The following is a 25,121-nucleotide window of genomic DNA, read 5'->3' as shown; positions in this document are numbered from 1 at the left end:
GCCGGAGTATAACATGAAGCCGCCTTTGTTGTGATGCAACGGTTGGAGCCAACGTCACGTAACGCTATACTGCTTTTCTTTCTTCAATTGCCACTAACGACACCTATATGCCCGTTTTTGCACTGATTGCGCTCATCGCTTATTCCATCAGCCTCGCGCTGATCATTCCCGGATTGCTGCAAAAAAACAGTGGATGGCGGCGCATGGCGATATTTTCCGCCATCATTGCGTTAGTCAGTCATGCTGTGGCCCTGGAAGCGCGCATTTTCCCCGCCGGCGACAGCGGGCAGAATTTAAGCCTGCTTAATGTCGGCTCGCTGGTCAGTCTGATGATTTGTACGGTGATGACCATCGTTGCGTCTAAAAATCGCGGCTGGCTGCTGCTGCCGATCGTCTACGCTTTCGCGCTCATCAACCTGGCGTTTGCCACTTTTGTCCCTAACGAATACATCACGCACCTGGAAACCACTCCCGGCATGATGGTGCACATCGGTTTGTCGCTGTTCTCTTACGCCACGCTGATTATTGCCGCCATGTATGCCTTGCAGCTGGCCTGGATTGACTACCAGTTAAAGAACAAGCGCCTCGCCTTCAGCAGTGAAATGCCGCCGCTGATGAGCATTGAGCGGAAAATGTTTCACATCACGCAAATTGGCGTTGTCCTGCTCACCCTCACGCTGTGCACCGGGTTGTTCTATATGCATAACCTGTTCAGCACGGAAAATATCGACAAAGCGGTGCTCTCTATCGTGGCCTGGTTCGTCTACATTGTTCTGTTGTGGGGACATTATCATGAAGGCTGGCGCGGTCGCCGCGTGGTCTGGTTTAACGTCGCCGGTGCGGGCATTCTGACACTGGCCTATTTTGGCAGTCGCGTCTTACAGCAGTTTGCAGGCTAAACAACCAGGGAGCTCTTTTGGAACACATCTCAACCACCACGCTGATCGTTACCCTGATCGTCATGGTGGTCATCTCGGCCTATTTCTCGGGTTCAGAAACCGGCATGATGACGCTGAACCGCTACCGCCTGCGCCATATGGCAAAGCAGGGTAACCGGGCGGCGAAGCGCGTCGAAAAGCTCCTGCGCAAGCCGGATCGCTTAATCAGCCTCGTTCTTATCGGCAATAACCTGGTCAATATTCTCGCCTCTGCCATCGGCACCATTGTCGGTATGCGTTTGTACGGCAATGCGGGCGTCGCCATCGCCACAGGCGTACTGACCTTTGTGGTGCTGGTGTTTGCTGAAGTACTGCCAAAAACCATTGCCGCGCTGTACCCGGAAAAGGTCGCGTTCCCGAGCAGTGTGCTGCTAGGACCATTGCAAATCATTATGATGCCGCTGGTGTGGCTGCTCAATATGGTGACGCGTTTGCTGATGCGGATGGTGGGCATTAAAGCAGACGTGGTGGTGAGCAGTGCCCTCAGCAAAGACGAACTGCGCACCCTCGTCCATGAATCCCGCTCGCAAATTTCCCGTCGCAATCAGGATATGCTGCTGTCGGTGCTGGATCTGGAAAAGGTCAGCGTTAACGACATCATGGTGCCGCGCAACGAAATCGTCGGGATTGATATTAATGACGACTGGAAGTCGATTGCGCGTCAGCTCACGCACTCGCCCCATGGCCGTATTGTGCTCTACCGCGACTCGCTTAACGATGCCATCAGTATGCTGCGCGTGCGCGAAGCCTACCGACTGATGACGGAGAGAAAAGAGTTCACCAAAGAGATGCTGTTGCGCGCCGCGGATGAGATCTACTTTATTCCCGAAGGCACCCCGCTCAGCATCCAGCTCGTGAAATTCCAGCGTAATAAAAAGAAAGTGGGCCTGGTGGTCAACGAATACGGGGATATTCAGGGGCTGTTGACCGTAGAAGATATTCTGGAAGAGATCGTGGGCGATTTCACCACCTCCATGTCCCCCACGCTTGCCGAAGAAGTGACTCCGCAAAATGACGGCTCGGTGATCATTGATGGCAGCGCCAACGTACGCGAAATCAACAAGGCTTTTAACTGGCAACTGCCAGAAGAAGAAGCCCGCACCATCAACGGTATGCTGCTTGAAGCGCTGGAAGAGATCCCGGCCACCGGCACGCGCATGCGTATCGAAAGCTACGACATTGATATTCTGGACGTGCAGGACAATATGATTAAGCAGGTGAAGGTGATCCCGGTGAAACCGCTGCGGGAAAGCGTCGGGAAGTAGAACGTGTGGTCAGATGAATCAGAGAATCAGGCCGGGTCAGGCGTAAACCGTCACCCGGCACTGTCGCTATAGAGCTATAGATTAGCCTTTCGCTTTCGCCACAGTCACCATGGCAGCACGCAGGGTACGGCCATTCAGGGTGTAGCCTTTTTGCATCACGCCCAGCACATTACCCGCCGCAACCTCTTCGGACTCGACCATTGCAATCGCCTGATGCACGTTTGGATCCATCGGCACATCAGTATCGGCGACGACTTCCACACCATACTTACGCACTACATCCAGCATCGACTTCATGGTCAGCTCAATGCCTTCGACCATCGGAGCCAGATCCGGGTTGGATTTGTCGGCCACTTCCAGCGCGCGATCCAGGCTATCCACCACCGGCAGCAGATCGTTGATAAACTTCTCCAGCGCGAATTTATGCGCCTTCTCAACGTCGAGTTCAGTACGGCGACGCAGGTTTTCCATTTCCGCTTTGATGCGCAGAACACCATCACGCTCACGATTTTGCGCTTCGACTAACTGCGCTTCGAGGTTCGCAATCTGCTCATCGCGCGGATCCACCTGCTCAGCAGAAGCGTCAGACTCTACCGCCTCAACTTCTTCGTGCTGTTCCGTGATAATTTCTTCCGGGGCTTGCCCCTCAGGCGTTTTCTGTTCTTTACTACTCATGAATTTCTCCGCGTTTTTTTGCAATCATCTCGCTAACTTCGCTTATTATGGGGATCTGTTTCCGGGTTTCAAGGGAAGCGAAGAGATTGTCATCATCATTCGGCGCAAGGATCACCAGAAAATGAATAATCATTTCAAGTGTATTGGTATTGTTGGCCACCCGCGTCATCCTACCGCACTGACCACACATGAAATGCTCTATCGCTGGCTGTGCGACAACGGTTACAACGTCATCGTTGAACAACAAATTGCCCAGGAATTACGGCTAAATGATGTCAAAACCGGCACGCTGGCGGAAATTGGTCAGCAGGCCGATTTAGCGGTCGTCGTCGGCGGTGACGGCAATATGCTCGGCGCGGCGCGCACGCTGGCGCGTTACGACATCAGCGTGATTGGCATCAACCGCGGTAATCTCGGCTTTTTAACCGATCTCGATCCTGATAACGCGCAACAGCAACTGGCCGATGTGCTGGAAGGTCACTACATCGCGGAAAAACGCTTTTTGCTGGAAGCGCAGGTATGCCAGCAGGATTGCCAGAAGCGCATCAGCACCGCCATCAACGAGGTGGTACTGCACCCCGGCAAAGTGGCGCACATGATCGAATTTGAAGTCTATATTGATGAAGTCTTCGCCTTTTCCCAGCGTTCGGATGGCCTGATTATTTCGACGCCGACGGGTTCCACCGCCTATTCGCTTTCTGCGGGTGGCCCGATCCTGACGCCGCAACTGGATGCCATCACCCTGGTCCCCATGTTCCCGCACACCCTCTCCGCCCGCCCGCTGGTGATCAACAGCAGCAGCACGATCCGGCTGCGCTTTTCTCACCGCCGCAACGACCTGGAAATTAGCTGCGACAGCCAAATCGCGCTGCCGATCCAGGAGGGAGAAGATGTCCTGATCCGTCGTTGCGATTATCACCTGAATCTTATTCACCCTAAAGACTACAGCTATTTCAATACGTTAAGCTCGAAACTCGGCTGGTCAAAAAAATTATTTTAAAAGCGCCAACAGGGCTTTACTGTATATAAAACCAGTTTATACTGTATTAAAACACAGTTATGGTTTTTCATACAGGAAAGCGGCTATGCTGGCACAACTGACCATCAGCAATTTTGCAATCGTTCGTGAGCTTGAAATTGATTTTCACAATGGAATGACCGCCATCACCGGGGAAACCGGCGCGGGTAAATCCATTGCTATTGATGCGCTCGGGCTGTGCCTTGGCGGTCGTGCTGATGCTGATATGGTGCGCACCGACGCGTCACGCGCCGATCTCTGCGCCCGCTTTTCTCTGAAGGATACTCCTGCCGCACAGCGCTGGCTGGAAGCCAACCAGCTTGAAGACGGGCGTGAGTGTTTACTTCGCCGCGTCATCAGCAGCGACGGGCGCTCCCGTGGCTTTATCAACGGCACCGCCGTCCCGCTCTCTCAGCTACGTGAACTGGGGCAGTTGCTTATCCAGATCCATGGTCAACACGCCCATCAGCTTTTAACCAAATCTGAACATCAGAAGACCCTGCTCGACGGTTATGCCGGTGAGTTCGCGCTAAAGCAACTGATGGTTGAGCACTATCGCCTGTGGAACCAAAGCTGCCGCGAACTGGCACATCATCAACAACTGGCTCACGATCGCAGCGCTCGCGCAGAACTGCTCCATTACCAGCTTAAAGAGCTGAACGAGTTCAACCCGCAGCCGGGTGAATATGAGCAAATCGACGAAGAGTACAAACGCCTGGCGAACAGTGGTCAGTTGCTGAGTACCAGCCAGACGGCGTTAAACGTTCTGGCGGATGATGAAGACAGCAATCTGCAAAGCCAGCTTTATACCGCTCGTCAGATGGTGACCGAGCTTGCCGGAATGGACGCAAAACTGGGAAGCGTGCTGGATATGCTCGAAGAGGCCGCCATTCAAATTAGCGAAGCCAGTGATGAACTGCGCCACTACTGCGAGCGGCTTGATCTCGACCCAAACCGGTTATACGAACTGGAACAACGCCTCTCAAAACAGATTTCGCTGGCGCGTAAGCACCACGTCAGCCCGGAAGAGCTGCCGCAGTTTTATCAGGGTTTGCTGGATGAACAGCAACTGCTCGACGATCAGGCCGATTCGCAGGAAACCCTGTCGCTGGCGGTGAAAAAGCATCATCAACAGGCGCTGGAAACTGCACAGCAACTGCACGCAGGGCGCATGAAATATGCTGAAGAGCTCAGCGGGTTAATTACTGAAAGTATGCACACCCTCTCTATGCCGCACGGTGTGTTCACTATTGACGTGAGCTTTGATGAGCGCCATCTGACCGAAGAGGGTGCCGACCGCATTGAATTTCGTGTGACCACCAACCCTGGCCAGCCTTTGCAGGCGATCTCGAAAGTGGCCTCCGGCGGTGAACTCTCACGTATTGCGCTGGCGATTCAGGTGATCACCGCGCGTAAAATGGAAACCCCGGCGTTGATTTTCGATGAAGTGGATGTGGGTATCAGCGGTCCAACGGCGGCGGTAGTGGGTAAACTGCTGCGTCAGTTAGGCGAATCCACTCAGGTCATGTGCGTAACGCACCTTCCGCAGGTGGCAGGCTGTGGACATCATCACTTCTACGTCAGCAAAGAAACAGACGGCGCAATGACCGAAACGCACATGCAGCCGCTGGATAAACGCGCCCGTCTGCAGGAGCTGGCGCGCCTGCTCGGTGGCAGCGAAGTCACCCGAAATACGCTGGCAAACGCCAAAGAGCTACTGGCGGCCTAAACTTTTCGGAAAATTCAGAGTCATAGTGAAACATAAAATCGCCGTAAGACCGGAAACTTATACACAATAGCCTTCTGGTTGCATCGAGGCGGCAAGCGAGCGAATCCCCGGGAGCATAGATAACTCTGTGACTGGGGTGAATGAGCGTAGCCAACGACGAGGCAACCTGAAGGATGAAGTGTATAAGGGTTTCAAAGTGGGTAAAGGTCTATTATCATCGGCAAATTACATATTGAGCCGCGTACTGCTCGGGCCCGAAAAGGAATCAAATCACTATGCGCTGTAAAACGCTGACTGCTGCCGCAGCGGTTCTTCTGATGTTGACCGCAGGTTGTTCCACTCTGGAGCGAGTGGTATACCGTCCTGATATCAATCAGGGTAACTATCTGGCACCTAACGACGTATCTAAAATCCGTATCGGTATGACGCAACAGCAGGTTGCTTACGCGCTGGGTACGCCAATGATGAGCGACCCGTTCGGCACCAATACCTGGTTCTATATTTTCCGTCAGCAGCCTGGGCATGAAGGCGTGACGCAGCAGACCCTGACGCTGACGTTTAACAGCAGCGGTGTATTGACCAACATTGATAACAAACCTGCGCTCACCAAAGAGTAAGGTGTTCAGAAATGCAAAAAGGTGCCAGTGGCACCTTTTTTTATGGCTCTTTTCAGAAATCGCGCCGCAGATTACTTCTCTTTATCGGCGCTTTTTTCTGCACGCAGACGACGCAGTTCTTTTGGATCGGCAATCAGCGGACGGTAAATTTCCACCCGATCCCCATCCTGCAATGCATCGCCTAACTTCACCGGGCGGCTGAAAATGCCGACTTTGTTTTGCGCAAGCGAGATATCCGTACGCAGTTCCAGCAGACCGGAAGCGCGAATCGCCTCTTCTACCGTCGCACCTTCCGTCAGCGTCACCCGCTGCAAATACTGTTTCTCCGGCAGGGCATACGCCACTTCGACCACGATGTTACCCGGCACTGTAAACCTCTTTCGCACGGTGGGTAAACGCCTGCACCATGTTTACCGCCAGCTCTTTGAATATCCGGCCAAACGCCAGTTCAATCAGCTTATTGGTGAATTCAAAATCGAGCTGGAATTCGATGCGACAGGCGTCAGGGCTTAGCGGCGTAAACTTCCAGCCACCCATGAGGCGCTTAAAGGGGCCATCAACCAGGTGCATCAGGATGCTTTGATTGCTGGTCAATGTATTGCGCGTTGTAAACGTTTTGCTGATCCCGGCTTTGGAAACATCCACCGCCGCCGTCATCTGCGTCGGGCCGGATTCCAGCACCCGGCTCCCGGTACAGCCGGGAATAAACTCGGGATAGGACTTCACATCGTTCACTAACTGATACATCTGCTCGGCGCTGTAAGGTACCAGCGCGGTTCGGCTAATCTGAGGCATAGCGTTTTCCTGGGATCTACACCCTATAAATAATAACATTTCCCCTCCAGGAAAGGAAAACGGCTTGCCAAACTCATGCTAATATAACGCGTTACACCTCGCAGGACGGAATGGGGTGTTTTTATAACATCAGATTACCTATACTGAGCGGCATTATGACGAAGAAAAAAGCACACAAACCTGGCTCAGCCACCATTGCGCTGAACAAGCGCGCCCGCCATGAATATTTTATCGAAGAAGAATTTGAAGCGGGTCTTGCCCTTCAGGGATGGGAAGTCAAATCCCTGCGCGCAGGTAAAGCCAACATCAGCGACAGCTACGTTATCCTGATTGAAGGCGAAGCCTTCCTGTTTGGCGCAAACTTTACGCCGATGGCGGTGGCATCCACCCACGTCGTTTGCGACCCCACCCGCAGCCGTAAGCTGCTGCTTAACCAGCGCGAACTCGATTCCCTGTATGGCCGCGTGAACCGCGAAGGTTACACCGTCGTGGCGCTGTCACTGTACTGGAAGAACGCCTGGTGCAAAGTGAAGATCGGCGTGGCGAAAGGTAAGAAACAGCACGACAAGCGTAACGACCTGAAAGATAAAGAGTGGGCGGTTGATAAAGCGCGCATTATGAAACACGCCGGTCGGTAGACCGCAATCCCCGCACCCCTGCCCTCTCCCCATGGGAGAGGGAGAAAGACAAGTCCGCACTCAAGCTGTTCCTCTCCCGAAAAGAGAGGGAGAAAAGCAAGTCCGCGCGCGGCTTGCCCTCTCCCTGACAAGCCCGCAGATAATATCCCGTCCGCACTCGGGCGGTTCCCTCTCCCGTGGGGAGAGGGTTAGGGTGAGGGGTCTCATCACCGTTCCCTCAGCGCCTCATTCACCTTATTCAGCGGCTTAATCAAATAATCCATTACCGATTTCTGCCCGGTCTTGATCTCCACGTTCGCCACCATCCCCGGCAGTATCGGGAAACTTTTCCCGCTCTTGTTATGCAACTCCGCACTTTTCGTGCGCACATACACCCGGTAATAGAACTGGTCGCGCTTGACCTCATCCTGCAAGGTATCCAGCGACACCACTTCCACCTGCCCGGTCAAATCGCCATAAATCGACGAGTCATAGGCCGTCACTTTCACCGTCGCAGGCAGGCCTGGGCGGATATAGGCGATATCGCGCGGGTTAATCCGTGTCTCCACCAGCAATTGATCTTCCAGCGGTACGATCTCCATCAGTTTGCCGCCCGGCTGCAACACGCCGCCAACGGTTGTCACCTGGATATCTTTCACGATCCCGCGCACCGGGGAGAACATCGAGGCGCGATCCACCTGATCCGCCTTACCGGACATCACCTGGATCTGCGCATCCAGATCGGCGTTGTTTTTTACCTGCTCCTCGCGGGCGCGCACCGCAAACTGATTTCGCGCCTCGTCGATTTTCCCCTGCAACTCGGCGGCCTGGCGTTGCAGGCGGATCACCTCCACCTGGCTTGCCGCGCCTTTTGCCACCAGCGGCTGCGTCAGCCGCAGTTCCGACATCACCAGTTGATAGGTTTTTTGCAGATTCGCCACCGTCTCATTCAGATTGCGTCGGCGCGACTCATAAAGCTGCCGCTCGCGCGCCACCAGATCCGGTTCGCGCATCGACTCTGCGCTAAAGCGCAGCGGCTCGCCGGTGAGTTCTGAACGCAAACGCTCGCTGGAGGCCCGCAACGTGCGTACCCGTGATGCGGCCTCGCCGTAATTAGACTGAAAGCGCGTGGGATCGAGACGCGCCAGCAGTTGTCCGCGCTCGACAATATCGCCCTCTTTCACCAGCATCGCATTGACGATCCCCCCATCGAGGCTTTCGATCACCTGCGCATGGGTTGACGGCGTGATTTTGCCGGTGCCCACCGTCACTTCGTCGAGGATCGCCCACCAGGCCCAGGCGACGAAAAGCACCAGCCCAAGCAACGTCAGCCAGATCACCGAAGAGTAAAACCGCCCCTGGCGCGCCAGATCGTCCTGCATACTTAATTGACTCATGGCTTACTCCTCAGGCCACCGACGCCACATTACTGTTACGCGCCGCCTGCTTTAACAGCGTATCGCGCGGCCCGTCAGCAACAATCTTGCCGTTCTCCATCACCACAATCCTGTCCACCAGATTGAGCAGCGCCGGACGATGGGTCACCAGCACCAGCGTGCGCCCGGTTAACCATTGCTGAAGCTGGCGGATCACCCAGGCTTCGAGCTGTTCATCCATGGAGGCCGTCGGCTCATCCATCAGCACAATCTGCGGGTTACGCACGATCAGGCGACTGAGCAGCACCATCTGCTTCTGCCCGCCAGAGAGCCCGCGCCCGCCTTCGTTAATCAGCCGATCGAGACTTGCCGCATCCTGTTGCACCATGCCAATCGCCCCGCTGATGCGCAGCGCCTGGATCAGTTCCGCTTCCGTAGCGTGAGGATGACCGAGCATCAGGTTCTGGCGCAGCGTGCCGAAAAACAGGCGCGAATCCTGCGACAAATACCCCACCTGGCGGCGCACATCATTGGGATCGATATGCGCCATATCCACGCCGTCGATAATCACTTTGCCCTTGCTGGCCTGCGCCTGGCCGGAGAGCAGTTTCAGCAGCGTCGATTTACCAGCCCCGGTTTTACCGAGGATCGCCACCCGCTCGCCGGGTTTGATCTCCAGTTCCGGGATCTGTACCGCCTGATCGCCTTTCTCCACGTCATAGCTGTACTGAACCTGTGAAAGCTGAAAATGCCCCGCCAGCACCGGACAGTGGGCCATCTTCTCACCGGCAGTTTTATCCAGCGGTTTTTTCAGCAGATCGTTAAGCCCGCTCATCGCGGTTTTGGCGTGCTGCCAGCGTGAAAACACCATGGTGAGCTGCATCAGCGGCGCGATAGTGCGCGACGACAGCAGGCTACAGGCGACCAGCGTACCGGTGGTGATCGCCCCTTCCAGCACCAGATAGCAGCCGAACACCAGCATTCCGGCGTAGGTGATTTGCTGCACGGTCGAGGCCCAGCCGCTTAAACGTGCGCCCCAGACGCGCTGCTTCATACCCACACCCGCGCCGACCGCGTGGGTGTGCTCCCACTGGCGCTGAAAATAGGGTTCCGCCTGCAATGCTTTAATGTCCTCAATGCCTTCGATGGATTCCACCAGCACCGCGTTGCGGATCGCGCTCTCACGCATCCCCTCTTTCGCCAGCTTCGCCATCGGCCACTGCACAAGAATGCCGGGAATGACGATCAGCGGAATGGCGATTAGCGGGATGATCACCAGCGGGCCGCCGACCAGCGCCATGATGCCGAGGAACAGCAGCACAAAGGGGATATCCATCGCCGCGCCCACCGTGGTGGAAGTCAGCAGTTCGCGGACCTGGTCAATCTCACGCAGTTGCGAAATAAACGAGCCGGTGGATTTGGGCCGGGCATCGTTTTTGATCGCCAGCGCGCGGGCAAAAAACAGCGACGACACATTGAGATCGATGTGTTTACCCATAATGTCAGAGACGTGCGTTCGCGCGAGGCGAATGAAAAACTCCAGCATCGCCGCCATTAACACACCGATAAACAGCACCCACAGGGTCGGCATCGACTGGGCGGGGATCACCCGGTCATAGACCTGCATGGAAAATAAAATCCCGGCCAGCGCCAGTACGTTACCGAGCATCGACGCCAGTGCAATCTCAGACAGCTTGCGCCCGCTGTGGCGAAAATGCCGCCAGAACCAGTGCGCTTCCCAGGGGCGGGTGAAATCATCAATACGCGCGTCACGGCCGCGGGCGGCGATGCCGAGCATCACCACTTCCGGTTTAATGCGGGTAAGCAGGGTTTCCAGCGGCTCCTCGCGCACCAGATCGCCGCCCTCAGAGAGCCAGTAGGTCACCAGCCCGTCGCCGTCGATGGACTCCAGCAGCATCAGTTCGCCGGACTCCAGTTGCACAATCACCGGCAGGTTCTGCGCATTCCAGCGCATTTTATCCAGCATCACGGTGCGCACCTGTAATCCCATCAGGCCGCTTAATCTCTCCAGCCGCGCGTTCAGCGGCATACTCTCAAACCAGCGCATTTGCTGGCGAACCGCAGGCGCATCCGCAGGCAGGCCAAACCGCCCTGCCGCGCGCACCATCACGTTGATCCAGCTTTCGGTATCCGGCTCTTGCATGACGACTCCTTTGCCGTTAGCGCTTAAAGAGAAGGCAGGGTGTCGCCGATGGTGCGACTACGTTCTATGCCTAACATATCCAGCAGGTTGTCCGCTGCGGCGGCATAACGCACGGCGGCATCCCATGCGTCATAGCGGGCGGTAATAGAAGCCGTATCCGCCTGAAAAACATCCTGTTCAATACTGAGCAGATCGTTGAGGCTGCGCTTGCTCAGACGATACTCATCCCGGTAGACCTCGCGTGCGCGATCGGCGCTGAGATACTGCGCATCCCCCGCCTTCTGACGCAGTTGCGCACCCGTCAGATCGGCCCACGCGGTGGCCGCCCGCTGATTGATCTCCAGTTTGCTGGCTTCCACCTGCGCACGGGCGTTCGCGCGATCACCTTCGGCGGCGTCCACGCGGGCGCTGACCGCCCCACCCTGATAGAGCGGCGCATCCACCACCAGTTGCACCTGATCGTCCCAGTAGCTGTTTTGCTCATTCTGATAGCGGGTGCGGCCCGCCTGAACGGAGATGGTCGGCCAGTGCTGCGCCTGCACCTGGCGAATGCGCTGCTCGGCGGCAAGCTGCTTCGACTGCGCGCTGCGCACCGTATTGCTGCGCTCATAAGGGAGGGAGTTAAGGGTGATTTTTTGCTTCATCAGATCTTCAGGCAGATCCGGCAGCGAATCCGCTCTCACTCCGGTCAGCACGCTGAGTGCGGCCTGGGCGGAGCGGGTTTGCGCTTCATACTGGGCAAGCGTCGCATTCAGTCCGGCAATACGCGTCTGCGCCTGCAACACGTCCGACTGCGAACTTAAGCCCGCCCCTGCACGCAAATCCGCCATCTCCTGCACCGCCTGAAGCGAGGTGATATTTTTGCGGGCCGCATCCGTAAGCGCCTGGTAGCGCTTCACCTGCAAATAGGTTTGCAGCGTTTCCATGCCCACTTCATTGAGCGAATTGTAAAGATCAAAACGATAAGCATCCGACAGCTCATGCTGTTCATCGATGCTGCCGCCGGTTTTACCAAAATCGTAAATAAGCTGTTTTAAGCTGACTCCACCCGCCCCGTTGCTGTTCAGCGATCCCGCCGAATCGGTACGGTGGGAACGCCCCACATTTCCCTGCAGGGACACCTGCGGAAACCACGCGCTTTCCGCTTCCGACAGATTGGCCTTACCGACCTGGATTTGCGCCGCCGCCTGCGCGATTTTCGGATTACGGGCGAAGGCGCGTAAAATTGCTTCTTTGATCGTCAACTGCGCCTGAAGCTGCTCTCCGGGCGCGGCCTGCCAGCGATACGGATCGTCACCTCGTGCGGGCGACATTCCTGCCCCGAGCGTTGCCAGCAGTAACAGACTTAACGTCGTTAATTTCATCAATCCACCTCTGGCCCTGCCCCATAGTGCTGATATCTTCTCCCTCGCCTCATCCCTGAGGCCTCTGTCCTGAAAACGTCAGACCATATTGACGTGCAGCCCATGCTGGACCAGCACATCGCCTAACGTATTGACCTGCGAACTGTTGTGATACACATCGAACTGGAGGCCATCCACTTCCCGCTGACCGCTGACCGCCCAGATGTCGTTGCTGCCCTGCACCAGATTGACGCTGTCGCCGGTGCTCCCCTTGATGATCAAATCGTCTTCCGGTCTGTCGGTAATACTCAGCGCTTCGTGGGTATCCAGCGTCACGCTGTTGGTTCCCGATTTACCGAGGTCGATGATTTCAACGTTATGCACCCGGGTGGCGGCATCGATCAGGTTGAGCACCATCTCCACGCCATCCAGCACCAGCGTATCGGTCCCGGCTCCCCCGTCGATCTGCATAAAGCCCAGCGTGGAGAGATGGATAGTGTCGTTTCCGCTACTACCCTCAACGCTTTCACCGCTGGCCTGCGTGCCGTCTGCCAGCGTGATGCTGACGCCTCCAATAGTGTAGGCGTCATCGGCAGAATGTGCGGTTTCGCTGGTACTTTCTGTGGTCTGGGTACTGCGCGCCGCAGTGGTGGCCGGCGCGGTGTTCGACACCGTGGTATCGGTGCTGTCCGACAGCAGCGAGAAGCTCGACTCATCCACTGCCAGCGACATCGCCATTGCGGTCGCAGGCGGCGTGGTGGAGATGATGTTGCCGCCCAGCCCGACGTTAAGGTACCCGGTGTTACCCGCCGTATCGGTGGCGTACAGGTTCACCACGCTGCTCAGGGAGAGCAGTTCAAGCAGGTTCAGCCCCAGATTGAGCGTCGTCGACCAGTTACCGTTGGCATCGGTAATGGCGGTGGTGTTGACCGTGCCGTTAAGCAGCGAGAGATGCACCACCGAGTTCGCACCCAGATTGCGCGAACCACCGCTGAGCGTCAGCCCGCGCGTCAGCAACGTCACCAGGTTGAGGCTCGCCAGCGCATTCAGCGACAGCTCCGGCGTGGTGAGTTTGACCGTCACATCGGCGCTGGTGCTGTTGGTGTTACCGACTTTATCCGTGACGGCCACGCCCACTTTCAGCGCCCCGCTGGTCAGGCCCTTCAGCGTGGTGCTGCTGACCGGCAGCGACCAGGTGCCGTCGGCGTTCACCGTGGCGTTGTAGTTAGTGCCGCCCAGGGTCACCACGACGCGTGAACCGTCGGTAATACCGCCCGCGATACGCCCGGTAATTGTCTGGGTGCCCGCCGCTTCCGCCACGTTCAGGAAGCCGTCGTTACCAAACAGTGAGGTCAGCGAAACGCTCGGCAGACTGTGGGTGATGACGTTCAGAAGCCCGCTGGTGCTGGCGGAATTGCCCGCCGGGTTCACCACGCTGGCGTTGACCGTCAGGGTGCCGTCAAGCAGCGCGCTGAGATCGACCTTCGGCACCGAGACAGACCAGGTGCCGTCGCTGCCCACCAGCGTCTGATAGACTTTCCCGCCCAGCGTTACGTTCACCAGCGAACCGGTGGCGTTGGTGCTGGTCCCGGTGATCACCTGCGCGCTGAGGATATCCGCCGCGCTGAGGCCCCCGTCGCCGAACAGCGAATTGATAAGGATTGACGGGGCCTGCTGGATCGCCACCACCAGATTTTGCGTGGTGCTGGCGACGTTACCGGCCACGTCCCGTGCCGTCACGCCCACCGCCAGCGTACCGTCCAGCAACCCTTGCAGCGATACCGAAGGCACCGGTAAGCGCCAGCTTCCGTCGGCGTTCACCGTGGTGTTAAAGGTCAGCGCGCCCAGCGTTACTGTCAGCGCTGTGCCCGCCGCCAGATTGGTGGTGGTGCCGTTCAGCGCCAGCGTACCGAGCAGATCGGACAGGCTGAGGTTGCCGTCACCAAACGGTGTGTTCAGCGTCACCGTTGGCAGCGCGTTCACAATGGCGTTAACCAGTTGCGATCCGCTGCCCTGGTTGCCGACGTCATCGCGCACGCTGGCGCTGACCGTCACACCGCCATCCGTCAGGCCGCGCAGAACGGCAGGCGGAACGCTGACCGACCACTCCCCGTTCAGGATGGTGCCCGTCAGGGTGGCGGTGCCTACCCGTACCGTCACCGTTCCGCTGGCGAGACTGGTCACGCCGCTGATGGTTTGCGCGACATCCGCTTTCGCACGGCTCAGGTAGCCGTCACCGCCAAACAGCGAGTTAAGGTTAACCGCCACCGTCGGCAGGTTGGTGATGCCGACTTTAATGGCTGGCCCGGTGGTGGTGGAGGTGTTGCCGTCCGGCGTCACGATGGTGACACTGGTATTCAGCGTCCCGTCCGCCAGCCCCACCAGATCCGCCGGGTTAACGTTAATGGTAAAGGTGCCGTTGTTCGCCACCAGCCCGACAAAGTTTTTGCCGCCCACGGCGACGTTAACAGTAGAGCCGGTCGGCGCGGCCGCCACGCTGCCGGTAATGGTCTGGGTTAACAGCGCATCTGCGGCATTGAGCAGGCCATCGCCAAACAGGGTGACGGCATTCAGCACCGGACGCAGCAGATTCAGGGTGACATTCGTGCCCACCTGCGCCACGTTGCCATACACATCTGAGGCTTCAATGCTCACCGCCACATTGCCGGTACCGAGGTTCTGCAACGCCGTTTTCACTGCATCAGGCAGCGCAATCGACCACTTCCCGGTGTTATCCACGTTGGTGGTAAAGGCGGTGGTATCCCCGACTTTAATGCTCAGGGTGCGCCCTGCAAGCCCGGTCGCCGTGCCGCTGATCGCCCCGTTTAACAGTTCAGGAATGCTCAGAATACCGTCGCCAAACAGCGGATCGAGCACCACCGACGGCTGTGTTTGTACCGCCACGGTCAGGTTGGTGCTGTCCGAGATCACGTTACCGAATTTGTCAGTCACACGCACGCCGAGGGCGACTGTACCATCCGGCAGCGCGCCGAGCAGCGACGGTGGCAGCGTGGCGATCCAGTTACCTAGCGCATCCTGGGTCCCCTGGATCGTGCGCCCGGCGATGGTCACCGCCACGGCCGCCACGTTCTCGACATTACTCAGGCCGAGGGAAACGACCTGGCTGGTGGTACTGTCGAGCAGGTTAATGACTTTATCGGCACCCACCAGAATATCGCCGATCACCGGCAGATCGGTCAGCGCCAGGCCGACATCTACAATCTTATTGGTGGTGTTGCCGTTCACATCGGTCACATCCACGTTCAGGCGCAGCGTGTCCTGGATCAGCCCGGTCCACAGGTTTGGCGGCAGTTCAATGCTGAAGCGGCCGTCAGGGCCGACGACGGAGGCAGGGATATTGACGTTCACCCCCGCGATGGTCACTTTCACCGTCGCGCCGCGATAGTCCCCGCTGACCTGGCCGGTGAGCAGTTGAGTGACCAGCGATTCGGCGACGTTCAGCACCCCGTCGGTGCCAAACACATCGTTAACCAGCACGCCCAGGCCCTGGTTCAGCGCCACGTTCAGCGCCACGTTATTCGACGAGACGTTGCCCGCCGAATCGGTGGAGGTGATATTCACCACCTGCGCGCCGTCAGTGAGTGTGAGCAGATCCACTTCCGGGAAGGTGTGGCTCCATTTGCCGTTGTCATCCACGGTGGTGGTCCAGCTCAACGGACCAACCGTGATGCGCACGGTATTGCCCGGATCGCCCTGCCCCTGCACCAGCATCCCGGTGGTGGCTTCCACGGTGTTCAGTACCGCAGGCAGACTCAGCGCATTCACCTGCAACAGCGGTGCATCGCGATCGACACTGACCGGGCGCGTCGCCAGGCCTGCGTTCCCCGCCGCATCCGTCAGGGTCGCGTCGACCGGGACGCTGGTATTAGGCAGTGCCGCCACATCCGTTTGCGGTACCACGGTGGACCAGGTGCCGTCGGGGTTAACCGTGGCAAAGTAGACTTTGCCGTTCATGGTCACCGTCACACTGCGCCCGGCTTCCGAGGTGCTCGCCGTCCCGGAAAGCGTGAGCGGCCCATTGCTCTCGCTGGCGTTGATCACATCATCCCCGGCGATGGCATTGATTCGTACCGTCGGCGCGGTGGTATCAACCAGCAGCGAAACAGACGCTGCCGATCCCGGCGCGGTCTGGCTGGTGGCCGACACGGTGTACGTGGCGTCCGTCGGGAAGGTGCTGGACGGCACATTCAGTGTCCAGTTGCCTGCGCCATCCACCGTCGCATTACCCACTGCGGTGCCGTTGACGGTCACCGCCACCAGTGTCCCGCTGGCGTAGCCGGTCGAGGTGCCGTTGAGGGTAATGGTGCCCGCGTTCTTCTCGGTGCCGTTCAGCACGTTATCCCCGGCAATCGGGTAAATCGTCATGCTGTACGTTGGCGGCGTGGTATCAACGCTGATCGCCAGTGGTCCGGTGGTGGCGTTGTTGCCCGCGCGGTCGCTGACTTCCACAAGCAGCGTGCCGCTGCCGTTGGCGAGCGTTGCCATTTGCTGCGGCGTCAGTTGCAGCGCCCAGGTACCGTCCGGGTTAACGCTGGTGGTAAAGACCTGCCCCGCCAGCGTAACCCGGATAGCCTGACCCGCTTCGACGTTGCTGGTGCTGCCGGAAAGGGTCTGAAGCTGCTGGCTTTCGCTAAAATCAAGCACGCTGTTACCAAACGGCGCGTTGACGCTCACCGTTGGCTGGTTCAGCGCGATCACCACAGGCGCGGTGGTGCTGCCGGTGTTGGCGGCATCATCGGTGACCGAGACGATCACGTTCTGCGGTCCGCGCGCCACGCCTGTCCAGCTTGCGGCATCCAGATCCAGCGTCCATGTCCCGGCAGGATCGACGGTGGCAACAAAGGTTTTACCGCCAATGGTGACATTTACGGTGGTATCCGCCGGATCCCGCGAGGTGAAGGTGCCCGACAGGCTGGTCGCCCCGGTTGATTCCGTGATGTTGAGATAGCCGTCTGCAAACAGCGGCTGGGTGAGCGTCACGGTCGGTGCGGTGAACGCCACCTCAAACGGCACGGTAATGTCATTGGTGTTGCCGTACTGATCTTCCGCCACGACCACGATCGCATGGGGATCGTTCGGATTTAAGCCCTGCAACGAGCCCGCCGGTAGCGCGACTGACCACTGCCCGCCTGCGGTGACGTCGGCAATGTAAGTGACGCCGCCCACATCAATGGTCACGGTGACGTACTGATTATTGCCCGTCATCCCGGTAGATCCGGTGAGCGTCAGCGGCCCGGCGGCTTCGCTGATATTCAGGATCTCATCGCCGCCAAACAGATTGACCACGCTCGGCGTCGGCAGCGTCGTCTGCGGCACGAAGGTCTGAGTGGCCGAATCACTGTTGCCGAAGCTGTCAGTGACCGTCACCACCACGGTTTGCTGCTGGCCATTAGTCAGCCCGGCAAAGGCCGCAGGTGGCAGGGTTACGCTCCAGTCGCCGTTAGCACCGACCGTCGCCCCGGTATTGTAAGGCACGCCGTTGACGGTCACGGTGACAGTCTGCCCGGCTCCGGTCGCTCCGGAATTGCCGCTCAGCACCTGACCGGCGGCGGCTTCTGCGCTGTTGAGAACGCCGTCGCCAAACAGTTGCCCGAGGGTGAAGTCCGGCACGTTGTTGATGGCGGAGACAAAGCTGCCGTCGCCCGGCACGGTGTTGCCTGCGATATCGGTGACGATGATTTTCACCGGGATAGTGCCGTCCGGCAGCGTGCCGAGGGTGGTGCCCGTCACCGGCAGCGTCCACTCCCCGGTGGCGCTGATGTTCGCCGCCGGAATGGTGATTAACGGGCCGTTGTTAATGCTGACCTGAATGCTCTGAATATCGCCGCGATCGAGGCCGGTCGTACCGCTGATGGTCGTGTCAGCGACTTCGCTGGCAATCAGCACGCCATTGCCGAACGGCGGCGTGAGTACCGGAATCGGCAGATCGTCGGCGCGCACGCTGAAGTCTACCGGCGGGCTGGTGGTGCTGTTACTGGCTTTATCGGTGACCGTCACCGCGAGGGTGTAATCGCCGTCGTCGAGGCCTTGCAGCACGCCAGACGGCAGTTGCACCGTCCAGTTACCGTTGTTATCCACCGTACCGTTCACGGCGATCGGCGTACCCAGCCCCCCTCCGGCAATGGTGAGCGACACTGTCTGACCGCCGCCGGTGACCCCGGTGCTGCCGGTGAGCGTCTGCCCGGTACTGGCTTCAGCCTGGTTAACAATGCCATCAGTGAACGGCGTGGCAGGCAGCGCCGCGGTGGGCAGCGTGCGCAGCACTTCCACGTTTACGCTGCCGCTGGCCGGGTTCGCGTAGGCATCGCTGGCCTGCGCCGTGATGATGTACTGCCCGTCGGCAAACTGGGTGAAGATTTGACTGTCAATATTTGACGTCCAGTTTCCGTCCGGGCCGACCAGGGCCGTGCCAATACTCCGGTTGCCGATGTAGAGCGTAATGGTCTGGTTTTCAAGACCGGTGGCAGTACCGGTGATTTGCCCCGGGGCCTGCGCTTCGGCGTAATTGATGGTCCCGTCGGCCAGCAGCAGCGTCTGGCTGATAGTGATGGTCGGTAGCGTCTGGTTGCCCACGTTAATGGCGACCGGCGCGCTGGTGGTGTTGCCGTCCGGATCGGTGGCGGTCACATCGAGCGTTGATGTCCCCTGCGGCAGCGCCTTGAGTTCCGTCGCCGGAATGCTCAGGCTCCACTCCCCCAGCTGGTTGGCAATCGCCGTAATGGTGGTGTTGTTGATGGTCAGCACCACGGTAGACCCCGCGTCGGCGGTGCCGCTCAGGGTCTGGGCGACGCTGGATTCCCCGACGTTAATCAGGCCATCCGCCAGGAAGCCGGTCGTGGTGTCCACAGCAAGAAGCGGCCCGCTGGTGTCCACTTCGATCACCTGCGTATCGGTGGCGGGGTTATTCGCCACATCGCGGGCGGTGACTTCTACCGTCCAGTTCTGATCAGCAAGCTGCCCGACGTCTGCCGCCGGAACCAGCACGCTCCATTTGCCGTCGGCCCCGATGCGCCCGGTATAAGTGCCCGTACCGAGCGTCACCGTCACCAGCGTGCCCTGCACCAGATTGGTGGAGATACCGGTGATGGTCAGATCCTGGCCGCTTTCCGTGTCGTTGATCAGGTTATCCCCGGCCACGCTGTCAATGCTCAGCGTCGGCTGACTGCCCGGACGGGCGATAAAGGTGACGTTTTGCGTGGCGTCGTCCACGTTACCGGAACTGTCGGTGACGGTGACGACAATGGCCTGCGCACCGTCCGGCACATTCGCCAGCGCGGTGGCCGGGATCGGCACGCTCCAGGTCCCGTCCGGCAGAACGTTCCCGGTGTAATTAATGCCGTTCAGCGTCACCGTGACCGTATTGCCCGGCTCCACGTTAGTGGTCGAGCCGGACACCACCAGCGGCACGCCGGTTTCGCCTGCGCCGACATAGTTATCGCCGGAGATGGAATTGACCGTCACCTGCGGCGCATTCATCGGGGAGGCATCGAGAATAAAGGTGGATTTGAACGGCGTGGCGTTGCCCGCGTTATCGGTGGCGATCACCGTCATGCTGACCGGGCCATCCGGCAAACCACTCAGCGCCCCGGCAGGCAGCGTCACACTCCAGTTGCCGCCGTCCTGGATCAGCGCGTTATAGGTCTGACCGTTGATTTGCACTACCACGGTCTGTGGAAGCGCCGGATCGTAAGGCGTGGCGGTGCCGGTAAGCACAATGGCGTTCGCCGCTTCAGCGCTGTTAACGATATTGTTGCCTGCCATCTGATCGACGGTCAGCACCGGCGGCGTGACATCCACCAGCAGCGAACTGTTGAGTACGGTCTGGTTCCCGGCGATGTCCGTTGCGGTCACCACGACCGGCACGGTTGTCTCCGGCAAACCTGTGAGCAGCGTCGGCGGCACGGTGACCGTCCAGATCCCACTGGCATCCACCGTTGCGGTCAGCGTCTGGGTGCCGATTTGCACCGTTACCACCTGCCCTGCTCCGTTAATGCCGGTGGTGCCGCTAAGCGTACCGCCCGTCTGCACTTCGCTGGCGTTGACGATGCCGTCGGTGAACGGCGTGTTCATCACCACCGCAGGCAGAGCGTGGGTGATGATGGTGAACTGATGATGAGAAACGACGTTATCGCCGCCGCTGTCCTGCGCGGAGGCGGTCAGGGTGACGTTACCGTCGGCAATCGCGCGGGCATCTTCCTGCGGAACGAGGACGCTCCAGCCGCCGCCCGCCACGACCTGTGCCGGATAGAGTTTGCCGTTGAGGGTGACGAGAATGGTTGCGCCCGCATCCAGCCCTACGGACGTCCCGCTGATGGTCAGTCCGCCGGTCACGTCGTTAACGCCGATGGTGTCGTCCCCGCCGAGCGGCGCAATGGAAATCGCGCTGACGGTGGTGTCCACGGTAAACGGACGACTGATCGTACCGGGGTTACCCGCCGCATCGGAGACATTCACCGTCACGGTGTAGTTCCCGTCAACCAGGGCCGAGAGATCGCCCTGCGGAATGGTCACCTGCCATTTGCCGTCGGCTCCCACGGTGCCGGTCCAGGTATCGCTGCCCACGGCGACCGTCACCGTCTGGCCCGGTTCGACGTTGAGCGCGGTCCCGGTCAGGGTTAACGGTTCGCCGCGCTCGGCGGCGTCAATAACGTTATCTCCGGCGACAGGATTGACGGTCAGCAGCGGCTGTTTAAGCGGATCGATATGAACGTCGATGGTGTGCGTGGTGGTGGTGCTGTTCTGCGCCGGGTCGGTCACGGTGACCGTAAAGGTCGCCTGTCCGTCCGGCAGCGCCTGAAGTGCGGCCGCCGGGATCGACACCGACCACGCGCCGCCTGCGATGGTGGTCGTGTTATAGGTGGTGCCGTTCAGCACGACGGTGACCGGCTGGTTTGCCCCGGCACCGCTGGCGATACCGGAGAAGGTTTGATCGCTGGCGGCTTCCAGCAGATTCAGGCTGTCGTTGGTGGCAAACGGGTTGAAGGTCAGCACCGGCGCATCGGTATCGATAGTCACGTTGGTGACCGGGCTGGTGGACTGGTTCCCCGCGATATCGCTCACCGTAACGGTCACCGGCAGCGGCGAATCCGCGCTGGTGAAGTCATCGAGTGCGCCGGAAGGAATGGTCACGCTCCAGTTACCGTTCTGATCCACCACCCCGGTGTAGGTGTTGCCACCCAGATTGACGCTCACCGTCTGGCCCGGTCCGGTCACCCCGGTTCCGCCGGTAATCACCTGATCCTGTAACTGTTCGGTGTTGTTCAGCACGCCGTCGCCAAAGATCGGATTGATGGCGACCTGTGGCAGATCGTTGATGATCAGATTCAGCGTGTGGGTGTCGGTGACCGTGCCGCCGTTGGCAGGCGCGGTGGCGGTAATGGCTAACGGGCCATCCGGCAGGCCTGTCAGCGCCCCCGCCGGGATCACGATGCTCCAGCTACCGTCGGCCGCCACCGGACTGGTGTAAATGACATTGTTGACGTCAACGCTAACGGTCGTCCCCACCGGCAGCCCGGCGCTGGTGCCGTTGATCGTCACATCCGCGTCGGCTTCCAGATCGTTAAGGTAGTCGTTCCCGGAGACGATGCTGATCGCCACCGCCGACGTGCTGTTATCGACGTTAACGGGATAAGTGCTGTTGGTGGTTTGCCCGTAGATATCGGTGACGCTGATCTGCACGGTATTTGCGCCCGTGGCAAGCTGATGCAGCGTACCGGACGGGATCAGCACCGACCAGGTGCCGTCGCTGCCGACCATCGCCTGTAAGGTATTGCCGCCAATCGACACCACGACGCGGCTGCCCGGTTCGGCATTGGTGGTTGTTCCATGGAGGATTTGATCGGTCTGGATTTCTGCTGCGTCCAGCCCGTTATTGCCCGCGAAGGCGGTGACGGTGGCGGCTGGCGACGTGGTTTTAACATCGACCGTCTGCTGCACCACGCGTTCGTTTCCGGCAGCGTCCACCAGCGTGACGGTCGCCACGCTGACGCCAGCCGGCAGCCCCTGCAAATCGGCAGGCGGCAGCGAGATCTGCCAGTTGCCGTCGCTGCCAACGGTGGTGGTGTAGGTTTTGTTATTCAGCACCACGGTCACCGGCTGGCCCGCTTCATTCACCGACGAGATGCCACTGAGCACCTGCGCGGTGTTGAGATCGGCGGCGCTCAGGCGACCATCGCCGGAGACCGGCAGCACCGCCAGATCCGGCGGCAGGGTATCCACCAGAGTAGTGCCTGGCAGCGTGGCGCTGTTCCCGGCGGCATCGACGACGTTGACCACCAGCGGCACCGTGCCCTGCGGCAGCAGTTGCAGATCGGCGGCGGGCACCGTAATCGCCCAGTTCCCGTCGTTATCCACCAGCCCGGTATAGGTTTTACTGCCCAACTGGACGGAGACTTTTTGCCCGCCGCCGCTGACACCGGTGTTGCCGCTCACCACCTGCTCCTGCGTGCGCTCCTGCGCGTTCAGTACGCCATCGACAAACGGAGTGGTAATGACCGGCAGCGGGACGTGGTTGAAGGCGACGTTCAGAATGTGCTCATCGGAGGCAGTTTGCGTGCCGAGGGTCACCGTCGCGGTGATTGCCCGTGGGCCATCGCGCAGCTCCGCCAGATCGGAAGGAGGAATGATCGCACTCCAGTTCCCGGTGCTGTCGATCACCGCCGTGTAGGTTTTACCGTTCAGTTCCACGATGACCGAGACGCCCGGGCCAAAAACGGTGGTCACACCGCGCACTTCCAGCGGCTGCGTGACCTCTGCGGCGTTGAGATAGTCATCCGACGAGACGATAGCGATGGCGATGCCCGTCTGGGTGTTATCAACCGCGATAGGCAGCGTACTGCTGACCGGATTGCCGTTGCGATCAATTCCGCTGACCGTGACCGTCTGGCTGCCGTTGGTCAGGGCCAGCAGATCGCCGCTCGGCAGGATCACGCTCCAGCTCCCGTCACCCTGCACGATCGCATACCAGGTCTGATTGCCTAACGTGATGGTGAGCGTCTGACCGGGGGCGATGTTTTCGGTATCGCCGGAAAGGGTCTGGTCGAGCTGCAATTCCGCGCCGTTAAGCACGCTGTCGCTGGTCAGCGGGTTAATGGTGATCAGCGGTGCGACCAGGTTAACGCTAAAGGATGTGCTGGCGGAGTTGGTGTTCCCCGCCAGATCGGTGATGGTGTAGTTGATGGTGTAGGTTTCGCCGTTGGCGAGCGCCTGCAAATCGGCCTGCGGGATCGTGGTTTGCCAGCGTCCGTTTTCATCAACGAAAGCCGTGTAGGTTTTGCCATTCAGGACGATTTCACAGTGCTGCCCTGGTCTGCCGAACTGGAATAGCCACGCACCAGTTTATCGCCGCTCAGTTGCGAACTGTCGAAGACCTGGTTCGGCACAAATTCGGTGGTTTCGATATCAGGCGGAACGGTATCCACCATCACCCGCAGCGAAGTGGTAACGAAACGTCCTCTGAAGTCCACCATGCGCAGAGAGAAAGTGTTTATCCCCTCCGGCAGCGCCTGCAGTTCAGACGGCGAGAAATTTAATGACCATGAACCGTCACTGTTCACCACCGTCGTCCAGACCCGGTCGCCCATAGTAATGGTGATAACGCTGCCTGCGTTTGAGGCCTGGGTTCTGCCGCTCAACACCTGGGCTAAGGAGACGGCCTCCAGGTTGAGCATGTTATCGTCGCCGATGGGGGCGACCGTCAGCGTCGAGACGCCGGGGACACCGGGGTTGCCGGGTTCACCAGGATTGCCAGGCTCGCCGGGATTTCCGGGCTCACTGGGGTTACCGGGTTCGCCGGGATTTCCAGGTTCGCTGGGGTTGCCGGGTTCACCGGGGTTTCCAGGATTGCCGGGATTTTCACCACCAGGCGGGTTTGTGCCACCGCCGTTATTGTCATCATTATTACCGCCGCCACCTCCGCCACCACCGGACGCCGCTGCCACACCGACAATCCCACCGACTGCCGCCAGGCCGCCCAGAACCGCCAGCCCGGAGATGCCGCCCGCGCCAATGAGCGAGTCCACCGCCACTTCCGATATGGCAGGCACAATAGGTTCTGCCGCCAGCGGCCCGGCTTCAGCCGCAAAGGGGAACACAGCGTGGTGCGCACCCAGATTGTCTTCAAAAATCAGTTCGCTGTGCAGGCCATTTTCATCAAGCACAAAGAAACTCTGATAGCGTACTGTCGTCCCGTCTTTCATATGGACGATCAGGTCATTTCCTTCACGTTCATAGAAATTAACGGATTCGGGAGAAGCATTTACCCGAACGATGCTTGTCTGCGAGAGATTAACGACCCGGTCCGCACTTTGTCTATATTGCGTCACTACATCGCCAGTTTTCTGATTTATAATATCCACGGATCCCGGAAGGCCATTTAACGGAGCCATATAATATTCCTCTTGCAGTTTGGGCATATTCCCACGTGCCTGACAGATATATCGCAGATAAAACAATAGCGACCAAAATTAACTGGCAGGATTGATATTTGATGCTATAAGCTATCGGAGATTAAAATTAATATATTGATTTTAAAGGATTTTATTTTCCATCCGTTGCAGGCAGGC

The 25,121-nt window shown here is 58.9% G+C and carries 14 protein-coding genes; 6 read left to right on the top strand and 8 right to left on the bottom strand.

All coding sequences use genetic code 11. The features are described 5' to 3' along the window. The first annotated feature begins 107 nt into the window (after positions 1 to 107). Both BM373_RS18980 and BM373_RS18975 read left to right on the top strand, forming a co-directional pair. The gene (locus BM373_RS18980) at positions 108 to 899 is read left to right on the top strand and encodes a cytochrome C assembly family protein (protein ID WP_090465022.1); all 792 of its coding nucleotides are present in this window, start codon (positions 108 to 110) and stop codon (positions 897 to 899) included. 17 nt (positions 900 to 916) lie between these two features. Continuing rightward, positions 917 to 2,203: an HlyC/CorC family transporter gene (locus BM373_RS18975; protein ID WP_090465019.1), complete on the top strand. Its 1,287-nt coding sequence runs from the start codon at positions 917 to 919 to the stop codon at positions 2,201 to 2,203. Between the two features lie 81 nt (positions 2,204 to 2,284). Here the strand turns inward: BM373_RS18975 and grpE are convergent, their stop codons facing one another. Further along, positions 2,285 to 2,878 carry a nucleotide exchange factor GrpE gene (gene grpE, locus BM373_RS18970; RefSeq protein WP_143102685.1) on the bottom strand — a complete coding sequence of 198 codons (594 nt, stop codon included), beginning with the start codon at positions 2,876 to 2,878 and terminating at the stop codon, positions 2,285 to 2,287. A gap of 121 nt (positions 2,879 to 2,999) precedes the next feature. On the opposite strand from grpE, the gene nadK reads away from it, so the two are divergent. The 3 genes from nadK (at position 3,000) to bamE (ending at position 6,242) form a co-directional block, all read left to right on the top strand. Next, positions 3,000 to 3,878, top strand: a complete 879-nt coding sequence (gene nadK, locus BM373_RS18960) for an NAD(+) kinase (protein WP_090465013.1) — start codon at positions 3,000 to 3,002, stop codon at positions 3,876 to 3,878. Positions 3,879 to 3,963: 85 nt separating this feature from the next. Continuing rightward, a complete protein-coding gene (recN, locus tag BM373_RS18955; protein ID WP_090465010.1) occupies positions 3,964 to 5,625 on the top strand; it encodes a DNA repair protein RecN in 1,662 nt (553 codons plus the stop codon). 275 nt (positions 5,626 to 5,900) lie between these two features. After that, a complete protein-coding gene (gene bamE / locus BM373_RS18945) occupies positions 5,901 to 6,242 on the top strand; it encodes an outer membrane protein assembly factor BamE (RefSeq protein ID WP_090465005.1) in 342 nt (113 codons plus the stop codon). Positions 6,243 to 6,313: 71 nt separating this feature from the next. On the opposite strand, the gene BM373_RS18940 is transcribed toward bamE, so the two are convergent. Continuing rightward, positions 6,314 to 6,610, bottom strand: a complete 297-nt coding sequence (locus BM373_RS18940) for an RnfH family protein (protein ID WP_090465002.1) — start codon at positions 6,608 to 6,610, stop codon at positions 6,314 to 6,316. Then, complete coding sequence (locus BM373_RS18935; RefSeq protein WP_218159478.1) at positions 6,600 to 7,037, bottom strand: type II toxin-antitoxin system RatA family toxin; 438 nt, start codon at positions 7,035 to 7,037, stop codon at positions 6,600 to 6,602. Before BM373_RS18935 ends, BM373_RS18940 begins: the two co-directional genes overlap by 11 nt. Positions 7,038 to 7,192: 155 nt before the next feature. Between BM373_RS18935 and smpB the strand changes: the two genes are divergently transcribed. Then, complete coding sequence (gene smpB / locus BM373_RS18930) at positions 7,193 to 7,675, top strand: SsrA-binding protein SmpB (RefSeq protein WP_090464996.1); 483 nt, start codon at positions 7,193 to 7,195, stop codon at positions 7,673 to 7,675. A 206-nt stretch (positions 7,676 to 7,881) separates the two neighbouring features. On the opposite strand, the gene BM373_RS18925 is transcribed toward smpB, so the two are convergent. From BM373_RS18925 to BM373_RS21880, 5 genes are all read right to left on the bottom strand, one after another. Beyond that, positions 7,882 to 9,051: a beta-barrel domain-containing protein gene (locus BM373_RS18925; RefSeq protein ID WP_090464994.1), complete on the bottom strand. Its 1,170-nt coding sequence runs from the start codon at positions 9,049 to 9,051 to the stop codon at positions 7,882 to 7,884. 10 nt (positions 9,052 to 9,061) lie between these two features. Beyond that, entirely contained in the window at positions 9,062 to 11,194 is a 2,133-nt protein-coding gene (locus BM373_RS18920) for a type I secretion system permease/ATPase (protein WP_090464991.1), read from the bottom strand. A 23-nt stretch (positions 11,195 to 11,217) separates the two neighbouring features. Next, positions 11,218 to 12,558 (bottom strand): TolC family outer membrane protein, encoded by a 1,341-nt coding sequence (locus BM373_RS18915; protein WP_090464987.1) that lies wholly within the window; start codon positions 12,556 to 12,558, stop codon positions 11,218 to 11,220. A 78-nt stretch (positions 12,559 to 12,636) separates the two neighbouring features. Further along, a complete protein-coding gene (locus BM373_RS18910; protein WP_256214696.1) occupies positions 12,637 to 23,841 on the bottom strand; it encodes an Ig-like domain-containing protein in 11,205 nt (3,734 codons plus the stop codon). Next, positions 23,838 to 24,944, bottom strand: a complete 1,107-nt coding sequence (locus tag BM373_RS21880) for a BapA prefix-like domain-containing protein (protein WP_256214694.1) — start codon at positions 24,942 to 24,944, stop codon at positions 23,838 to 23,840. Before BM373_RS21880 ends, BM373_RS18910 begins: the two co-directional genes overlap by 4 nt. Positions 24,945 to 25,121: the final 177 nt, after the last annotated feature.

Origin of the sequence: Enterobacter sp. kpr-6 (assembly GCF_900116015.1) — a bacterium.
GTDB lineage: Bacteria > Pseudomonadota > Gammaproteobacteria > Enterobacterales > Enterobacteriaceae > Enterobacter_D.
Note: the sequence above shows the minus strand (reverse complement) of the source record. Positions and strands in the feature narration are given on the sequence as shown.